Raw genomic sequence first — 16,321 nt, forward strand, 5'->3', positions numbered from 1 at the left:
CCAATCCCCAATCCCCAATCCCCAACTCCCTTTCCCCGATCCCTAATCCCCGATCCCCAATCCCCGATTCCCGATCCCTAAAAACCATCATGATTGGATTTATTCAACAATTACAACGACGTACACCTTTGGGATGGCTGCAACTAAACCGCCATAAAAGCCGTTTTTTAGTCGCATTATCTGGTATAGCCTTTGCTGATTTGTTGATGTTCATGCAAACAGGCTTCCAAACTGCCTTATATAACAGTAATACCAGAATGCATCGCAGCTTAGAGGCAGACATTGTTTTAATTAATCCCCAAGCGCGTAATATTGCCAACTTATCGACATTTACCCGACGACGACTATTCCAAACAATGGATGTACCAGGAGTGAAGTCAGCAGAACCGATGTACACTAACACCATCTCTTGGAAAAATCCCCAAACTCGCAAAGAAACAATGGTTTTGGTGCTTGGCTTTAATCCAGATGTGCCAGCATTTAATTTGCCAGAAGTCAATAGCCAACTGGATAAAATTAAACTACCCGATACCGTGTTATTTGATCGGGGTTCAAGGGGAGATTACCAAGAAGCGATCGCCCAAATTGACCAAGGTAAAACAGTCACTACTGAAATCGAGCGCCGGACAATTACCGTTAGCGGGTTATTTCAAATCGGGGCTTCCTTTATTGCCGATGGTAGTTTAATTACTAGTGATCAGAACTTTTTACGCATGTTTCCCAGACGAGAAGCCGGGAGCGTCAACTTAGGATTAATTGAAGTTCAACCAGGCTATGATCCGCAACAAGTAGCAATAGCTTTGCAAAAACATTTGGCAAATGAGCCAGATGTCAAAGTTTTAACCAAAGAAGAATTTGTGAAATTTGAGGAATATTATTGGCAAACTAATACTGCGATCGGCTTTATCTTCAGCTTGGGTGTGTCAATGGGATTTATAGTCGGTGTCATTATCGTCTATCAAGTTCTTTCCACCGACGTTAACGCCCATATGAAAGAATACGCTACCTTCAGAGCTATGGGTTATCAAAACCGCTACTTGCTGAGTGTGGTATTTGAAGAAGCGATTATTATGGCAATATTAGGTTTTATACCAGGAATTGCTATATCTACAGGACTCTACGCTCTGACACGGAGTGCAACAAACTTGCCACTATACATGACTCTAGCACGAGCATTACAAATACTAATTATGACAATAGTTATGTGTATGATTTCGGGTGCGATCGCCACTCGCAAAGTCTTAGCTGCTGATCCCGCAGATATGTTTTAATTTGTCATTGGTCATTTGTTATTTGTCATTTGTGCTGACTGATTTAATTATGGTTATTTCTGTTAAAAATCTCAATCACTATTTTGGTAAAGGACAACTTCGCAAGCAAGCGTTATTTGATATCAATCTAGAAATTAACGCTGGTGAAATTATTATTATGACAGGCCCTTCTGGTTCAGGGAAAACTACTCTACTAACCTTGGTTGGTGGGTTGCGTTCTGCTCAAGAAGGGAGTTTGCAAGTTTTGGGAAGGGAACTGTGTGGTGCAAATGACAAACAACTAACACTAGCACGACGTAGTCATGGTTATATTTTCCAAGCGCATAACCTGCATGGTAGTTTAACAGCTGTGCAGAACGTCAAGATGGGGTTAGAACTGCACCATGAACTTTCGTCAAAAGAAATGTATAACCGCGCCGCCGAAATGTTAGAGATGGTAGGGTTAGGAGAACGTTTGAATTATTATCCTGATGATTTATCTGGGGGACAAAAACAAAGAGTGGCGATCGCTCGTGCTTTGGTAAGTCATCCGAAAATAGTCCTTGCGGATGAACCAACAGCGGCCTTAGATAGTAAATCTGGTCGAGATGTAGTTAATTTGATGCAAAAGTTAGCAAAAGAGCAGGGTTGTACTATTCTTTTGGTGACTCACGACAACCGGATTTTAGACATAGCCGATCGCATTGTTTATATGGAAGATGGTAAGCTCGCAAATGCTCCTGTGGCTGCGTAATTTGTGGAATTCAAGAAGGATTGTAATTAAATTAATTCAGTTAAGAATTATGAATACATGAAATTTCTACTTGAGAGCTATCTATATTTTTAACTACTAATTAAAAATAGCTAATTATACAGCTAATCCTGCAATTTAAATGTCATACCATAATGGTAAGGGGGTAAATCAACTTGCTGCACTGCTACAAGTTTTTGAGTTGCTGCTTTTACAATTGACAGTAGTTTTTGTGGGGAAATGCGTAGTTCGGTTTTAGGTCCTCGTGGTTTGTCTAACCAAATAGTTTCTTCACGTGGAATCGGTTGCCAGTTCACTACTGAAAAATACCCATTTGGTTTGATTAAATTGACAATTTGACGAACAAACTCTACAGGATTTAATAACCCGTGAAAAGTGCTATGAATCGTGATGTAGTCAAACTGATTAGTAATCACCTGTGGGATAGCAAGGATATCTTGGTTAAGAAACAGACAGTTGGGAAATTCTTGTGCTGCTTGTTGAGCTTGAGCAAGGATGGGAAAATCAATATCAACACCAACAACAAGCGCTGGTTTGACTATTCGTGCTGCGGGAATAGTAAAGTGTCCGTATCCACAAGCCAGATCAAGCACAGACATACCTGATTGCAAGCCCATAATTTTTAGAGTTTCCTCTGGCTGAGACCACAACTGTACCCACCAGTAGGGATCTGGCATTGATGTCGCAGGTAAGCATCCTCCTTGCTGTCTATTTATCCAAATTGAGTCATTTTCAGGTGCAAAAATGGGTGAGAGACAATGTTTTTCTGTAGATATCATGTTCTGAAATCTCCAATAATTAGTGAATTGGTTTTGTATTAGTTACTTCTCTTGGTTATCTGAAGACTTTACGCAACTACACTGGAGAATTCATTTTCAGAAGAACATAAAATATCTTGGATATGCTATAAACCAAAGGAGTGTCCAGTCAATCGATTTTTGATTTTAGATTACTCTGTCGAGTAGACACGGAGTGGCTACTAGCACCAATTCGCTAACGTGCCTACCAAAGGTAATTATTTAATTTAAAAAACTATTTTTACACCTAAATCTTCCAACATCTGCTCCAGCATATCTTCCATCACTTCCTGGCTCATCTGTTTCATCAGTGGTGGACCACACAGAAACTCTTTAATTGTAATTTTCTGTTCTCGAAAATCCTTGACAAAATCGCGAATATTTGCGATTACCTCAATCTCAGATTCAACTTGTTCTAACATCTGATCTATCGGATCAATTCCTTCTTTAGCGACTTTGCGACAATCAGCAACTATCATTCCTTCTGGGGTATTTTTGACTAAACGCAATTCCCTTTTAATATTCTCATATTGCGTTTTGAGGAATTCTGTTTCCTGCTCTAAGCGATTGCATTTGCGGGTTAAATCATCTTCATTGTTGCTATCTACAGATTCTCCCGCCTCATGTTGTCGTTCGATTTCTAAAAGTCTCGCTAAATCACCCTCTTGATAAGCCTTATTAATTTCCTTCATGATTTCTGTATGACGCATTTGCGTCTCATCATCAGTTACCTTATCAGGGTGAAATATTTCGGCTAATCTCAAAAATGTGTTTCTAATTTTTCTCGACTCATCAGATTTACTTGTCGGGGTAAATTCTGAGTCTTGTTGATGCTGTTCGCTGTTATTTTGAGCAGAACCAAAAGATTCATTCTCTTGCTCATCTGTTTCAAATAGTTCATCTAATTCTGTGTCTGAATCATCGCGATCGCGCTTGGGGCTGATGATTCCCATCATCTGAAGATTTCGGTAAATTCCTTCAACATTTTTCTTTGTTTGTTTACCGAACTTTCTCGTGGCAAATATTTCATCAAATAATCTATGGATTTCTTCGTCTAGTGCTGCAAGTTTTTTAAAGCTGGGAGTTCCTCTATGAAAGATATCCGTGGCAAATGAGCGCATTTGCTCAACAAAATTATTCAGTTCTTTTTGTTTCCTCTTGATCTGTTTCAGCAGCCATTGATGTTCTTTCTCTAGCGCTTCTATACGAATATGCAGCGATGAAAGAGCTAGTGTAGTTGTGCCAGTCACAGGAGATGGGGAAGAGGTACGTCTAGCCATAGAATAAATAGGTTAAATTCAAGTTAAAGACTACAATCATAAGTTACATTTCATAGTTATAAATTCATAATTGATAAATTATAATTCCTAATTACTAAATTTGTTTTTCTACCTTACTACTTTATGGCACTCTGTAATTCCTGAGAAGTCTAATCTTTGATTTTTTTATTTTTATTTCAAAATCAAGCCAATAGCACAACGGATATAGGGTGAGACTGTTTGAGTATCTGCGCGATCGCCAACATCTAGCAGTAGAGGTGATGCATAACGACTTGATCGAGCGTCAGGGTTTACTATGGTTGTATAATTCGATCTTGGCAGTATTGCCACGATTATTACCAGAGATAGTTTTAATCTGGATCAAGAATCGTAGTCGGAAACAATATTGGCCGTATTTTGATTACGAAGCGTTATTTGAGCCTTCTTTATTAGAAATTCGCCAAGAATTTGATATATTGCAGGACTAAACAAACTCATGAAAGGCAAACACATTTTACTGACAGGTGGTACTGGTGGATTGGGTTTAGGCGTGACACCAGCAGTTTTAGCGCAAAGTCCAGCAGCAATCACAATTCCTTATCACAACCCAAAAGAAGTGGAACGCCTAAAAGGAATTCTCTCACCTGCTGATTTTGTCAGAATCAATTTTGTCTCGGCAAATTTAGTCGAAGAAGCTTCAGTAGAGAAAATTATCAACCAGATGCAAAGGGTAGACGTGTTAATTCATCTGGTGGGTGGTTTTGCGATGGGGAAAACCCATGAATACAGCTTAGAAAATTGGAAGCAAGATTTTGATTTAAACCTGACTACAACTTTTTTGGTTTGCAAACATAGTCTGAGGAGAATGTTAGAACATGGCTATGGACGGATTGTGACTGTTGGTTCAAGAGGTGCAGTAGAACCATCAGGACAACTTGCAGCTTATAGTGCATCCAAAGCTGGTGTAGTTGCATTCACAAAAGCGATCGCAGACGAAACCAAAGGTACCAATATTACTGCAAATGTCGTCCTTCCCAGCATCATTGATACCCCCACAAACCGCGAAGCAATGGGTGCAGAAAATGCTGATCAATGGGTAAAAGCAGAATCCTTAGCACAAGTTATTTGTTTTTTAGCCTCCGAAGCAGCCAAAGATATTCGAGGTGCGGCGATTCCTGTTTACGGTAGCATTTAGAACCTTTGTATCTTAGAGTCTTGGTGTTTCAATATTGTTAACCACTAAAGCACAAAGACAAAAAGTAAACAATAATAAAGAATTGATAGCCAAGGAAACGATATGGCTAAACAACATGAAAAAAGTAGTGTAGATTCATTCGATAACACCAAACTACCACACATTTACACTGGTCTGCGATCAAATCAAAGTACCTCTATTGGTCGGAAACATGTAGAGACTGAAGAATCCCTAAATTCGGTTCTCAACTTTCCAAAACAGCCTTTTGAGGTGAAAAACTTCGGTACAGATAAACACGGGATCTCACAGTTTTTATCTGCTAACGAAACCACGGGAGAATCCACACAGCGAGTTTTTTTGCACAAAGGGTGGAACGCGCCCATCGGACATTTCACTACCGATGTGGAAATCTTTGTGTTAACTGGTAAACTCCATCAAGGTGGATTTGTATTACGTAACCTCAGTTACTCTTTCATTCCAGCAGGTATACCCACAGGCCCTTGGCAAACTGAGGAAGACACCGTACTTTTGTGGATGCCAGATGCTACACCTACCTATGTTACTGAGGATTATGCAAACCTGGAACAAATTCCTGAAAACTCTGTATATCACGTAAATATGCAGAGTCACGAGCGAATGGCTGAGTATGTTCCTTTACAAGAACTCCACGCAATGAAATGGGAAAGTACAACTTTCTTACCTCCTGGTTCAGCCCGTAAAAGCCTATACACCAATAAAAAAACTGGACGCGCTACCTGGGTTCTCGGCTTAGTACCGATGTGGATTGAAGGTAACTTTTATGCTGGTCATCCTACTACTGAAGAAGCATACGTCATCTCTGGAGATGTGCTTGGCCATTGGTCGATGAGCGATGATCCATTCAATCGACGCTATGCAGCAATGAACAAAGATGGCTACTATTGGCGACCAGCACACGTTCCACACGGCCCATTCTGGACAGAAAGTGGAGCATTGCTTCTGTTCCGCACTAATGATCGTTTAGACTGCTATTGGATACTGCACAATCCGGATATCACGCAGCAGGATGAAGCACGTTTCCAGAAATTAATCAATAAGGACGATTGATTAGTACTCTAAGCTGTTATGCATTTAAATTGTATATTTTGCGATCAGGTTGTCAAAAGTCAAGAGTCCAGAGTCAAAGACTAGCTTGGACTTTGGACTGTTGACCCTAGACAGTCCTAACGCAAGAATATTTAATCTAAGCGCACATCAGCTTATCAAGTTTGAATTGAGGGATAGTTGTTGATGCACAGAAAAATAATCTTTCAAAGCTAAATTGTTTGATCTATGCCAGCGACTGTTATTTCTTAAAAGAACAGTCGCTGCAAGTATAAAATTACTTTTTTTAACAAAAAAACTCAACAGTATAATTTTTATAACTCTTTAGCTATTAACTTGAATTTAATTGTCTATGACGGACGCATTAGGATGGCGAAAGAAATTTGGGGTACTCGCACCAAGCACGAACACAATTGTCGAACCCGATTTTCACGCAATGGCTGTACAGGGTGTTACATCCCACATGTCCCGGATTCATGTTCGAGATCAGGACTTAAGTAGTGACGAAAAGATGGTGCGTCTTTTGGAGCAGATGGGCGAAGAAATTCTCTTTGCGATTGATCGGGTGATGACGGCGGGCGTTGACTACCTGATTATGGCGATGAGTGCCGAGACTTTTTGGGAAGGGATGAAGGGGAACAAAGCCTTCACAAGACGGCTTGAGGATTATGCTGGGATCAAGGTGGCTTCAGCTGCCTCGGCATGTCAGGCAGCTCTTGAAGCATTTAAAGTAAACAAGATTGGGGTCATCACCCCTTATCAGCCCGTGGCCGATGAGAGAATATGCCGCTTCTTCAATGATATTGGTGTGGAGGTCGTCCGGCTGAAGGGACTGCGTTGTCCCACAGCAATTGCGATCGCTGAGGTCTCTGAGGATGTTCTTCGCAACCATCTTCAGGAACTTGATGGTGATGATATAGACGGTATCGTGCAGATGGGTACTAATTTGAGTATGATACGACTTGCCGATCAAGCAGAGCGGTGGCTCAAAAAGCCAGTGATTGCAGTTAATGCAGCAACCTGGTGGTATGCCTTACGAAATAACGACATCCAAGATCGAGTGTATGGGTGTGGGAGACTCTTGAGAGAATTTTAATAATTAAGCCTATAACGCTTTATCCCACTCTAATTGATGAGCTAAACCATACTTGATAAAATCTTCTTCTTTGGCGCGATCGCTTTTCCCAAAAACGCCTAAACTGTAAGGATTATCTTGCATCCGTTGTGTGACTTGCTCTTTTTCAAACTGACTCGCTTCTTGTGTTGACCAATCCGGTTTAAAAAAGTCTACAACCAAGACAGTCCTATCATAATTAGTGTAATTATGGGGACAGTGTGGATAGCTGTGATCTAAAACCATGAATTCCCCTTCACGCCAATAAAGCTGATCGTGACATATTTTCATGGCAATATCTCCTTCTGGGACGATCAATCCTAGATAACCACGATTCATATGAGGGTTATAGTTGACATGCAGCTTGATATCCAAACCTGGATGGAATGTACCAAAATAAACATTTCTGATGATATTATCTTCGCTAAAGTTTACTTTTTCGATCACCTTAGCCAAATTTGGGAAATATTTTTCTCTTAGCTCAAGTGCTTTTTCTGAGGCTTCATCTGATTTATAATCAGGATATTTGATTTGATGCGTTTGAATATATTCTTCAATAAAAAGACCTTGAAATAAAATCCCAAAAGCACTGTATTTGGAATTTCCTTTGGTTTTAATCGTTTTACTTTTAGGCCCTAGTACATCATAAGTGAATTTTAACTCTTCATCAGATGCACTGTTAATAAAGCTTGTAAACTCATCTCTAATTATTTGCCAGTGTTCTTGAAAGGTGTTGAGAAAAGGCAATTGTTTTGGGTTGAGATGATATTCATTAAAACTTTCCATTTTCTTTTCTCCTGAAGATGTTTGAATAAGAGAGGATTTATATAATAAGTATAAGAAATATTTTTAACTGTGAAGTTGTGGGACGGCAAGTAGCTTTGGAGGCTTACCAATAACCTGTGTTAGGTCTGTAAGAATGCAGTGTTAGCCATTGCTATCTCGCTCCAATTCTCGTTCAATAATTCCCTTGACAAATTCAGGGATTGCTTTCTCTAGACTGATGGCTTTTTGTTTCAATCTTTCATAGGTTTCCACATCATTTCCTTCCCATAAAATGTCTATTCTCCTAATCTGCCGCATTGCAATATGAGCGTAATTTTCTGGATATGCCCAGTAACATGACAAGCAAATCGACTTATCTTTAATCCTATGCCAATTTTCGCAATGTTCACATGACCAAGATTTAGCCCGATTAGCAGAACCACACAGCAGCATAAAGTTTTCGGGTTCTATATCTGGCTCACCATCAACTTCAAAAGGAACACGATGATCAATTTGTAACTCGCGCTCATCAACTTCTTCTAGATAAATAAAGCACTTACAACCGTATCTTTTGATTAACTCATCTTTTATCTGTTTTGATAAACCAGTTCTGCCAGATAATCTTGAAAACCTTGCCTTACTAATATCGCCAAATCTGTAAGCAGCTATCCTTCTTCCGTCACTTCCTGTTACACGGAAGGTTTCCAAAGGAATTCCATGTTCTCGAACATCTCTAGCTGCTCTTGGAGGATGATTGTAGCCATATCTTTCCTTCAAATCTTCCGTGGTAATAAAACCATATTGCAAGATATGATCAATAACTGCTTTTGGTCTTTTAGCAGTTACAGATTGACAAAATTGTATAAAATCATCAGGTAGCTGTTGAGAAGTGTCCATGCTTTTCCAAGAGAGTCAGTTGTCTTGATGTTTCGCTAATATAGCCTGTTAACTCTGCAAACTGACCATTTAGTAAATTTGGCGACAAGTATAGAGACTCTACTGTGATTTCCTCTCTACCCAGTAGTGTTGCTTGTGATGATCGTCCTACTTCTATTTCAATCCTCTTGAGTCCTAATTCTTTAGGTAGTATATGGCCAAAGGTTTTACTGCCTCGCTTACCGTCATAGCTAATTACAAACGCTACTCCCCTTCGATTTAGTTGTTCAACAGCTATAACAAAATCATCAAAATTAATTCCAGAGAAATATCTTGAATCTCTATCTCCACATACACCTTGATAAGGAGGGTCCATATAAACAAAATCAGTATTTTTTACGTTGGATAAAACTTCTCTGTAATCTAAGCATGTGAATTTACATTTACTCTTTAAGAGTGCAGAAACACCTTCTATATTTTTCCGCATTTTTTCAGGTTGAGTTCCTTTGCGCCTCTTATCAGGGCTTTGATTGAAGAATCCTTCAGAGTTATATCGAACTGCCCCTTTTACACATCGAGCTAACAAATATAGAAAAAGTTTTGGATCATTAGTTTTATTAAATATTTCTCTAACTTCAAAATAGTGATTTACAGAATCATAATGTTGCTTATTCCATATATCTGCATATGCATCCGCTATTTCATGTGGTTCTTCTATAATTAGCTTTAATACTTCAATAAGTGGTTTGTTTAAGTCATTAAGCCAGAAGTTTTGAGAAATGTGTTTGGCAGCAGCAGCAATACTAATAGCTGCGGTTCCTGTAAAAGGCTCTACCAACCTTTCTACTCTATTAGGTAGGAACTTAATAATATCTGATGCAAGGTTTCTTTTGCTACCTTGATACTGAATCGGATGTGGTAGACTAGCCATCTTAAGAGAAGAACATATGACTTTATCTCAGATTATCACAACGGATAATGTAGTTTTCTCGCCAGGAGGATATTTTTTGTAAACCACCACCAAGGATTAAGACGGTTAACAACTAAAGATCAGTTGACAGATAAAATATACATGAAGCTAGCGATCGCTCGTCTATCCTGTGGTTTGCTAAATACTCGGAGAGTAGCAATGAAAAAAGTAGCGGTGTTTGGCAATGCTGGAGGTGGTAAATCAACTCTAAGCAAAAGATTATCACAAATCACTGGTTTGCCACTTCACATTTTAGACAAAATTCAGTATCAATCAGGAGGTATTGAGGTGACCCAGGAAGACTATAAGCGCATCCATGAGAAAATTTTGGTTACTGACCGTTGGATTATTGACGGGTTTGGTTGCATGGAAACCCTCTGGCTACGACTGAACGAGGCGGATACTCTGATTTTTGTCGATTTACCGCTATATGTGCATTTCTGGTGGGTGACTAAACGACTAATCACAGGCCGCTTTCAACCGCCAGAAGGCTGGCCGGAAAACAGTCCTATATTGAAGAGTTCGCTTACTAGCTACCGCGTGCTTTGGTTATGTCACAAACATTTGACCCCAAAATATCGTGAGTATATCAAGCAGGCTCAAAGCACCAAAAGTGTTTATCACATTCAATCAACTCAACAGATTTCGCAATTTTTTGAATTAATTGAAAATCAGACCAGCTTTGAAGATGAAGATGGCGTATCAGCCTAACTGACTTGAAAAAGGGTTTAAGGGTATGGGGGTGTAAGGGTGTAGGAAAAAACCTTTTTCATACTTACTGGTGAACGTCAGTTCATGACGGCTATTTAAATGTTTTTCTAATTTTAGACCTCACAGGCTCTCAATGAATTCTTCAACTGTGACTTGCGCTTGCTTCAGAATGCCACTCAATGTACCAACCTTCAATTCTCGATGCACAGGGACAACGCAACCAATTTCCCCTTCCTCGGTTGCTTTCTTCATCACCACATGACTACCAGTTTGACGAACTTGCTCGAAACCTAAACGCTCCAGTGTCCGAATCGCCTCTTTACTTGAGATTCGTGGCAATTTAGGCATAGCTAACTTCAATGCTTGTTATATATTTGGGAGACGTTTCAGGTAAAGGAAATTCCTCAAGATAGAGTCGTGTCGCCTCTTTTACTCCCGCAACCGCCTGTTCAATAGTTTCTCCTTGATCCACAGTACCGACTTCTGGACACTCCGCTATGTACATATCCTCTTCTTTGTAGATAATCACTGTAAAGCTGCGAGTTTTCATAAATTAACGTCAGCAGTAATTGAGCTGTAGTTAAAACAATGCACTTACTCCATCATGATAAAGTAGGTAGTGCATCAGGAACACCGAAGGTATCAAACCCTTCTGTAAAGCTAAATCGCTGGGCGTTACGCATCCTGGGTCGTTTGGTCTGATTTCAAGAGTTGACTCAGTTTATGAGCTGATTCGTGTGAATTGAGAGGCGACCAAAGTGAGTAAGTTGCTCCAGCTTGTAGGGTTGGCTCTTCCTCTTTCGCTAACTCCGCAATCAGGAACTGCATTACTTTCAATTTCTCTGCGCGAGGCAAACTTTTTAGCATTGGAAACAGGTCTACTGTGGCCATAAGAGCGAGAAAAACGTGTGACTTTTTTATTCTCTCATAGCCATCCAGGATCATGTTTGCTCAATGTGTGGGTTCAGCGACTCTCAACCGCCCACTCCATTTGAATTGTTATGCTGCTTCAACTACCACTACCTGACTCACCTGAATTACTAGACCCATTACCTCCAGATGTTGCTGAAGGATTTGATGCATTAGGGGTAGTGTTAGGGCTTGTTTGAGGGGCTTTCGGGGGTTGAGGACGTAGTTTAGCAACACCGTTCCAACTATCCTTATTTTGTGAGGGTTGACAATGGGTATCGGATGATTTTTCTTGGCTCATGCTTTTTGCTTTTTCATTTAAGTTAATTACCGCCGAATCTATACCAATTATAAATATCAGTACCATGCCTACGACAAAACTAATTCCAGCAACTTTGTCTAGACGCGTCAAACTATTGCTTTCAGTTTCAGAGCCATTTAACATTTTTTCGATGTGTGCAGCATTTTCACCCAGAATAGAAATCACTGAAATTACAGTAACTAGAAAAGCAATGAGTGCAAAGACAAAAAGTGTTCCTTGTGTAAGGTTTGAAACACCAACTGTTCTTAGCAAAGTAACCAGTAATCCAATGGCTGTGACTGATAAACCTAATAACTGCTTATCACGTTCAAGCCTTGTGTTCAGCCACGCGCTGATCATAGCACCATAAAATGCTTTGTCTTTTGCTTCGTAATCTTCTTTATTCAAACTCTCCATAGCTTTGACATTCAGGCACAGCTGCTTAAGCAATTAGTGCCTTGATACTAGCACTTGAATTTACAGGTCAGTAATCTAAATAATTAAGTATAAATACTTGCATTTTTCTTTTTAGGCTGGATAAGCCTTTCAGTTTGAATGCGTGTGTAATTAATTTTGATTAACTACTTACGCGATCGCTATCCTACCTTTTCTCACGCTCATCAAAAATCGTTATATTATTGATGAGATTGACCTACATTTCGATACGATGTTGAAAGTCCTAGCAAAAATAGGATATTTATAAAAGTTGAGAAATCTACTGTGTCTGAAGCTCCCGTATTCGATCTAATTATCAAACATGTGCGGGTAGTGCGTCCCCATCAGGATGCAGTCGAACTGCTGGATTTGGGAATTAAGGATGGAAAATTTGCCCAGATTGCTCCTGATATTAACCCAGACCAAGGTAAAGAAATATTTGATGGTCAAAACTTGCTAGGTTTTCCTGGGGTTGTGGATGCACACATGCACATCGGTATCTATCAACCCCTTGACCAAGATGCGGTGACTGAAACCAAAGCCGCTGCAATGGGGGGTGTAACAACTAGCCTTAATTACATCCGTACAGGTCAGTATTATCTCAACAAAGGTGGTTCTTACCAAGATTTTTTCCCACAAGTTTTGGCGTTATCACAAGGGAATTTTTTTGTTGATTATGGCTATCATATAGCCCCAATTAGCACGCAACATATCGATGAGATGCAAATGCTATTTGAGGAATATGGAATTGGGTCATTTAAAATTTTTATGTTCTACGGTGGCTATGGTTTGCATGGTCTTTCCGATCAACAAAACCTGTTTTTGATGATTAATAAAGAGGAAAGATATGACTTGGCTCACTTTGAATTTATCATGCGTGGTCTGACCAAGCTGAGAGAATTATATCCCGAAGCAAGCGATCGCCTGAGTCTCAGTCTCCATTGCGAAGTTGCCGAAATCCTCAACGCCTACACCAAAATTGTCCAGCAAGACACCACCCTCACAGGTTTAAAAGCTTATAGTGCAGCGCGTCCACCCCATTCTGAAGGGTTAGCTATCTGCATTGCTTCCTACTTGGCACACGAAACTAATTGTTTCAATATTAATTTATTACACCTCAGTTCTCGCAAAGCAGTGGAAGCTGCTTTAATGATGCAAACAGTTTTTCCTCACATTAATTTTCGTCGGGAAGTAACTGTAGGACATTTGTTATTAGATATAGATACACCTACGGGTAAATGGGCAAAGGTGAACCCGCCAATTCGTCCCCGATCAGATGTAGAATACTTATGGCAAGCTGTACTCAATCGCCAAGTTGATTGGATTGTTAGTGATCACGCCTGTTGTGCAGCCGAACAAAAAGCTTCTCAGAAAGATCCCAATAACATTTGGCTGGCAAAATCTGGGTTTGGTGGTACAGAATACCTGCTTTCTGGCGTCTTTAGTGAAGGAAGCAAGCGGGGTATGTCTTATAATCACATGGCTGAGTTATTAAGCTGGAATCCTGCACAAAGGTTTGGCTTAAGTTCAAAAGGTGATATTGCAGTTGGTTACGATGCAGATTTGGTATTACTAGATCCTAATGAAACCTTTGTTGTTCGTGCTAGTGAGTCGGAATCGCAGCAAGGGTATACGCCATTTGAAGGATTGGAGTTGACTGGAAGAGTTAAAACAACTTTTTTACGAGGGAAGAAGATTTTTGATCAAGGACAGGTAATTGGTACGCCTAGAGGACGTTATTTATCAAGAAATGGGGGAGCATCCCAAATCTTCAAAAAACCCGTCTGCGATTGAAATTGCAGTCTCATATCAGGTTTGCTTGATATCATTTACATTGGGGAGCATCCCAAATCTTCAAAAAAACGCCTGCGATTGAAATTGCAGTCTTATAGTGAAAGTCTGCTTAAAGCAGACTGTTTGATTTATTTAAGTCGTCTGAAGACGACCTGTGCTATTAACAAAGGGTTTAAACCCTTTGCTTTGTTTCAGTTAATCATCGTCATCATCATCATCATCATTATCGCGCCGTTGGTTATTTTTTCTGTCGTCATCATCGTCATCTGAGTCTGATTGATTTGTGTTATTCTCTTGTTGTTCTTGGCGTTCATTTCCTGTGCCAAAGTTGCAACCAACTAATCCCCCTGGCAAGATCACTAAGCTAGCAGCAGCAAGAATACCCCAAATATCTTTTTTTCTCCAACGCTCATTTTTGTGCAACATAAATTCTATGTTTTGAAACTCTACCTATTTTTAAGGGTACTGCGAGTTGGTATTCTCAAGTTAGACGAGCCAGAGAATGGATACAAAAGAAGTAATCGCGACCATAATAGCAGTCCGATTTGAAGTACTTAAATTTAATTGTTATTGGCGATCGCGTAGCGGCTGTTTTGCAGCATCGCTTTGACGTTTGTGGTGAAAATCGTTTCATTCATAAAGAACGTCGTGACGTTAGCCACAAATGTCGCGATGTTCTTTATGAATGTCGCGACGTTAGCCACAAATGTCGCGACGTTAGCCACAAATGTCGCGACGTTAGCCACAAATGTCGCGACGTTAGCCACAAATGTCACGACGTTAGCCACAAATGTCGCGACGTTAGCCACAAATGTCGCGATGTTAGCCACAAATGTCGCGACGTTAGCCACAAATGTCGCGATGTTAGCCACAAATGTCACGACGTTAGCCACAAATGTCGCGATGTTCTCTATGTACAGTCATTGTACCCCACCCCTTAATCCCCTAAGCGCAGGCGCTTAGGGGCGGTTTTGGCGTTAGACAAAACCGGGGTGGGGTTATTTGGGAATTATTTAAGTAATCAAGCGAACCTGATGTTACACTCTACAAGTCTTGATGCGAGAGAAGAAACCCGACCGCTTCCCCCAGCGACCCAACCATTAAATAAACCCATATTTAAAACCCAAACTTTCCCACTAAACCAACCCCCCCACCAAATTACTGGGAGATGTCCCTTTGGAGCAAAGGTATCGAAAGTTAGGTTTATATAGTATACCCAACTACTATTCACTCTCCATCCTACGCGATCGCCAAACTTATTCCATGCTTCCTCATCAGACTTGCCGTCAATTTTACCGCCCACGCTCAAGTAAATTTCTTTCTGAACACTAAAACCAAAGTGTCCATTGCTGTACTTTTCCCAAAGTTGATCAATTGTGCGTAAATCAGTGCAAGGAAAATTTAACAATTCGTTTGAAGTGAACCAATCGCCATCTTTTTTACCTACAATCTGAATCATCACCCGATAGGTTTCTCTGTCAGCCTTTTTCCATTCCCTTGCTCTTAATAAATCGCGCAGTCTGGTGTAGTCTATACCTTTTTCTGAGGCTAGGTCATCTGTTTGAGGTGGTTGTTTTGGCTGAATTATCAAAGGTGTATCTGAGATTTGAATCACTTGTTGTTTATCTACTTCTGCACTTCGACCTTTAATCCCACGTATTAAACTTTTTAATGCTGCTTCATCATTTGAATTAGTGAATTGAATCCAGGCCCATTGACTCAAATAAAATAAACTGTCTGGAATATCGTTTATACCAAGTAGGATGGGAATCACGCGAAAACTTTGGTTTTGGTGTTTTTTCAGAAAAAATTGGATGATTGCACCCAATTCAAGATTCTCCTGAAAAGTCCCCAATCCATTTTGACTAATAAAGAAAGCACCGACCTTAGACTGGGAAATTCCTTGGAACACAACTTGCTGAATATTGTCTCCCGGAAAAATTTGCTCCTCATCGAACCATGGTTTAAGATTATAGCGATTGAGTTGTTCAGCGATCCCTCTAACTTGAGGCTTGTCTTTGCTATTGTGAGCCAGGAAAACATCAAACTCTTGCACTGCTTACTCCTCGACACCAGCAATAGTCACCAGG

19 protein-coding genes are annotated in these 16,321 nt (G+C 40.1%); 8 read left to right on the forward strand and 11 right to left on the reverse strand.

Annotated elements, in window-relative coordinates:
- The first annotated feature begins 89 nt into the window (after positions 1–89).
- Together devC and B4U84_RS15590 are read left to right on the forward strand one after the other, a co-directional pair.
- A complete protein-coding gene (gene devC / locus B4U84_RS15585) occupies positions 90–1,271 on the forward strand; it encodes an ABC transporter permease DevC (RefSeq protein ID WP_131120982.1) in 1,182 nt (393 codons plus the stop codon).
- Between the two features lie 49 nt (positions 1,272–1,320).
- Positions 1,321–2,004, forward strand: coding sequence for a DevA family ABC transporter ATP-binding protein (locus B4U84_RS15590; RefSeq protein WP_131119281.1), 684 nt, complete (start codon positions 1,321–1,323; stop codon positions 2,002–2,004).
- 122 nt (positions 2,005–2,126) lie between these two features.
- Here the strand turns inward: B4U84_RS15590 and B4U84_RS15595 are convergent, their stop codons facing one another.
- Both B4U84_RS15595 and B4U84_RS15600 read right to left on the reverse strand, forming a co-directional pair.
- Complete coding sequence (locus B4U84_RS15595; RefSeq protein ID WP_017310018.1) at positions 2,127–2,801, reverse strand: class I SAM-dependent methyltransferase; 675 nt, start codon at positions 2,799–2,801, stop codon at positions 2,127–2,129.
- A 245-nt stretch (positions 2,802–3,046) separates the two neighbouring features.
- A complete protein-coding gene (locus B4U84_RS15600) occupies positions 3,047–4,099 on the reverse strand; it encodes a J domain-containing protein (RefSeq protein WP_131119282.1) in 1,053 nt (350 codons plus the stop codon).
- 209 nt (positions 4,100–4,308) lie between these two features.
- Between B4U84_RS15600 and B4U84_RS15605 the strand changes: the two genes are divergently transcribed.
- The 4 genes from B4U84_RS15605 (at position 4,309) to B4U84_RS15620 (ending at position 7,452) form a co-directional block, all read left to right on the forward strand.
- Positions 4,309–4,566 (forward strand): hypothetical protein, encoded by a 258-nt coding sequence (locus B4U84_RS15605; protein WP_207390958.1) that lies wholly within the window; start codon positions 4,309–4,311, stop codon positions 4,564–4,566.
- Between the two features lie 8 nt (positions 4,567–4,574).
- The gene (gene fabG, locus B4U84_RS15610; RefSeq protein WP_131119284.1) at positions 4,575–5,273 is read left to right on the forward strand and encodes a 3-oxoacyl-ACP reductase FabG; all 699 of its coding nucleotides are present in this window, start codon (positions 4,575–4,577) and stop codon (positions 5,271–5,273) included.
- A gap of 102 nt (positions 5,274–5,375) precedes the next feature.
- A complete protein-coding gene (locus B4U84_RS15615; RefSeq protein WP_131119286.1) occupies positions 5,376–6,359 on the forward strand; it encodes a DUF4437 domain-containing protein in 984 nt (327 codons plus the stop codon).
- A 349-nt stretch (positions 6,360–6,708) separates the two neighbouring features.
- On the forward strand, positions 6,709–7,452 hold the full coding sequence (locus B4U84_RS15620; protein ID WP_131119288.1) for a maleate cis-trans isomerase family protein: 744 nt from the start codon (positions 6,709–6,711) through the stop codon (positions 7,450–7,452).
- A 9-nt stretch (positions 7,453–7,461) separates the two neighbouring features.
- On the opposite strand, the gene B4U84_RS15625 is transcribed toward B4U84_RS15620, so the two are convergent.
- From B4U84_RS15625 to B4U84_RS15635, 3 genes are all read right to left on the reverse strand, one after another.
- On the reverse strand, positions 7,462–8,256 hold the full coding sequence (locus tag B4U84_RS15625) for an aspartyl/asparaginyl beta-hydroxylase domain-containing protein (protein ID WP_131119290.1): 795 nt from the start codon (positions 8,254–8,256) through the stop codon (positions 7,462–7,464).
- A gap of 141 nt (positions 8,257–8,397) precedes the next feature.
- Positions 8,398–9,132 (reverse strand): HNH endonuclease, encoded by a 735-nt coding sequence (locus B4U84_RS15630; protein WP_131119291.1) that lies wholly within the window; start codon positions 9,130–9,132, stop codon positions 8,398–8,400.
- Entirely contained in the window at positions 9,107–10,042 is a 936-nt protein-coding gene (locus tag B4U84_RS15635; RefSeq protein WP_131119298.1) for a Dam family site-specific DNA-(adenine-N6)-methyltransferase, read from the reverse strand. Before B4U84_RS15635 ends, B4U84_RS15630 begins: the two co-directional genes overlap by 26 nt.
- A 198-nt stretch (positions 10,043–10,240) precedes the next feature.
- Between B4U84_RS15635 and B4U84_RS15640 the strand changes: the two genes are divergently transcribed.
- Positions 10,241–10,792, forward strand: a complete 552-nt coding sequence (locus tag B4U84_RS15640; protein WP_131120983.1) for a P-loop NTPase family protein — start codon at positions 10,241–10,243, stop codon at positions 10,790–10,792.
- Positions 10,793–10,912: 120 nt separating this feature from the next.
- Here the strand turns inward: B4U84_RS15640 and B4U84_RS15645 are convergent, their stop codons facing one another.
- The 3 genes from B4U84_RS15645 to B4U84_RS31195 all read right to left on the reverse strand — a co-directional run bounded on the left by B4U84_RS15645 (position 10,913) and on the right by B4U84_RS31195 (position 12,410).
- Positions 10,913–11,140, reverse strand: a complete 228-nt coding sequence (locus B4U84_RS15645; RefSeq protein ID WP_131119300.1) for a type II toxin-antitoxin system HicA family toxin — start codon at positions 11,138–11,140, stop codon at positions 10,913–10,915.
- On the reverse strand, positions 11,133–11,342 hold the full coding sequence (locus tag B4U84_RS15650; protein WP_131119302.1) for a type II toxin-antitoxin system HicB family antitoxin: 210 nt from the start codon (positions 11,340–11,342) through the stop codon (positions 11,133–11,135). Before B4U84_RS15650 ends, B4U84_RS15645 begins: the two co-directional genes overlap by 8 nt.
- Before the next feature lie 459 nt (positions 11,343–11,801).
- Positions 11,802–12,410, reverse strand: a complete 609-nt coding sequence (locus tag B4U84_RS31195; RefSeq protein WP_207390959.1) for a hypothetical protein — start codon at positions 12,408–12,410, stop codon at positions 11,802–11,804.
- A 312-nt stretch (positions 12,411–12,722) separates the two neighbouring features.
- Here B4U84_RS31195 and B4U84_RS15665 point away from each other — a divergent pair, with 312 nt between their 5' ends.
- Positions 12,723–14,231, forward strand: a complete 1,509-nt coding sequence (locus B4U84_RS15665; protein WP_131119304.1) for a dihydroorotase — start codon at positions 12,723–12,725, stop codon at positions 14,229–14,231.
- 195 nt (positions 14,232–14,426) lie between these two features.
- Here B4U84_RS15665 and B4U84_RS15670 read toward each other — a convergent pair whose 3' ends face one another.
- The 3 genes from B4U84_RS15670 to B4U84_RS15680 all read right to left on the reverse strand — a co-directional run bounded on the left by B4U84_RS15670 (position 14,427) and on the right by B4U84_RS15680 (position 16,287).
- A complete protein-coding gene (locus tag B4U84_RS15670; RefSeq protein WP_131119306.1) occupies positions 14,427–14,657 on the reverse strand; it encodes a hypothetical protein in 231 nt (76 codons plus the stop codon).
- Positions 14,658–14,791: 134 nt separating this feature from the next.
- The gene (locus tag B4U84_RS15675) at positions 14,792–15,124 is read right to left on the reverse strand and encodes a hypothetical protein (RefSeq protein WP_242677648.1); all 333 of its coding nucleotides are present in this window, start codon (positions 15,122–15,124) and stop codon (positions 14,792–14,794) included.
- A 128-nt stretch (positions 15,125–15,252) separates the two neighbouring features.
- Positions 15,253–16,287: a GUN4 domain-containing protein gene (locus tag B4U84_RS15680; RefSeq protein WP_131119308.1), complete on the reverse strand. Its 1,035-nt coding sequence runs from the start codon at positions 16,285–16,287 to the stop codon at positions 15,253–15,255.
- Between the last annotated feature and the right edge of the window lie 34 nt (positions 16,288–16,321).

Source organism: Westiellopsis prolifica IICB1, assembly GCF_004323185.1.
GTDB lineage: Bacteria > Cyanobacteriota > Cyanobacteriia > Cyanobacteriales > Nostocaceae > Pelatocladus > Pelatocladus prolificus_A.

Excerpts from the sequence above, each read along its gene's own strand:
- devC (WP_131120982.1), top strand. The coding sequence starts at position 90 with ATGATTGGATTTATTCAACAATTACAACGACGTACACCTTTGGGATGG.
- B4U84_RS15590 (WP_131119281.1), top strand. The coding sequence starts at position 1,321 with ATGGTTATTTCTGTTAAAAATCTCAATCACTATTTTGGTAAAGGACAA.
- B4U84_RS15595 (WP_017310018.1), bottom strand. The coding sequence starts at position 2,801 with ATGATATCTACAGAAAAACATTGTCTCTCACCCATTTTTGCACCTGAA.
- B4U84_RS15600 (WP_131119282.1), bottom strand. The coding sequence starts at position 4,099 with ATGGCTAGACGTACCTCTTCCCCATCTCCTGTGACTGGCACAACTACA.
- fabG (WP_131119284.1), top strand. The coding sequence starts at position 4,575 with ATGAAAGGCAAACACATTTTACTGACAGGTGGTACTGGTGGATTGGGT.
- B4U84_RS15615 (WP_131119286.1), top strand. The coding sequence starts at position 5,376 with ATGGCTAAACAACATGAAAAAAGTAGTGTAGATTCATTCGATAACACC.
- B4U84_RS15620 (WP_131119288.1), top strand. The coding sequence starts at position 6,709 with ATGACGGACGCATTAGGATGGCGAAAGAAATTTGGGGTACTCGCACCA.
- B4U84_RS15625 (WP_131119290.1), bottom strand. The coding sequence starts at position 8,256 with ATGGAAAGTTTTAATGAATATCATCTCAACCCAAAACAATTGCCTTTT.
- B4U84_RS15630 (WP_131119291.1), bottom strand. The coding sequence starts at position 9,132 with ATGGACACTTCTCAACAGCTACCTGATGATTTTATACAATTTTGTCAA.
- B4U84_RS15635 (WP_131119298.1), bottom strand. The coding sequence starts at position 10,042 with ATGGCTAGTCTACCACATCCGATTCAGTATCAAGGTAGCAAAAGAAAC.
- B4U84_RS15640 (WP_131120983.1), top strand. The coding sequence starts at position 10,241 with ATGAAAAAAGTAGCGGTGTTTGGCAATGCTGGAGGTGGTAAATCAACT.
- B4U84_RS15645 (WP_131119300.1), bottom strand. The coding sequence starts at position 11,140 with ATGCCTAAATTGCCACGAATCTCAAGTAAAGAGGCGATTCGGACACTG.
- B4U84_RS15650 (WP_131119302.1), bottom strand. The coding sequence starts at position 11,342 with ATGAAAACTCGCAGCTTTACAGTGATTATCTACAAAGAAGAGGATATG.
- B4U84_RS15670 (WP_131119306.1), bottom strand. The coding sequence starts at position 14,657 with ATGTTGCACAAAAATGAGCGTTGGAGAAAAAAAGATATTTGGGGTATT.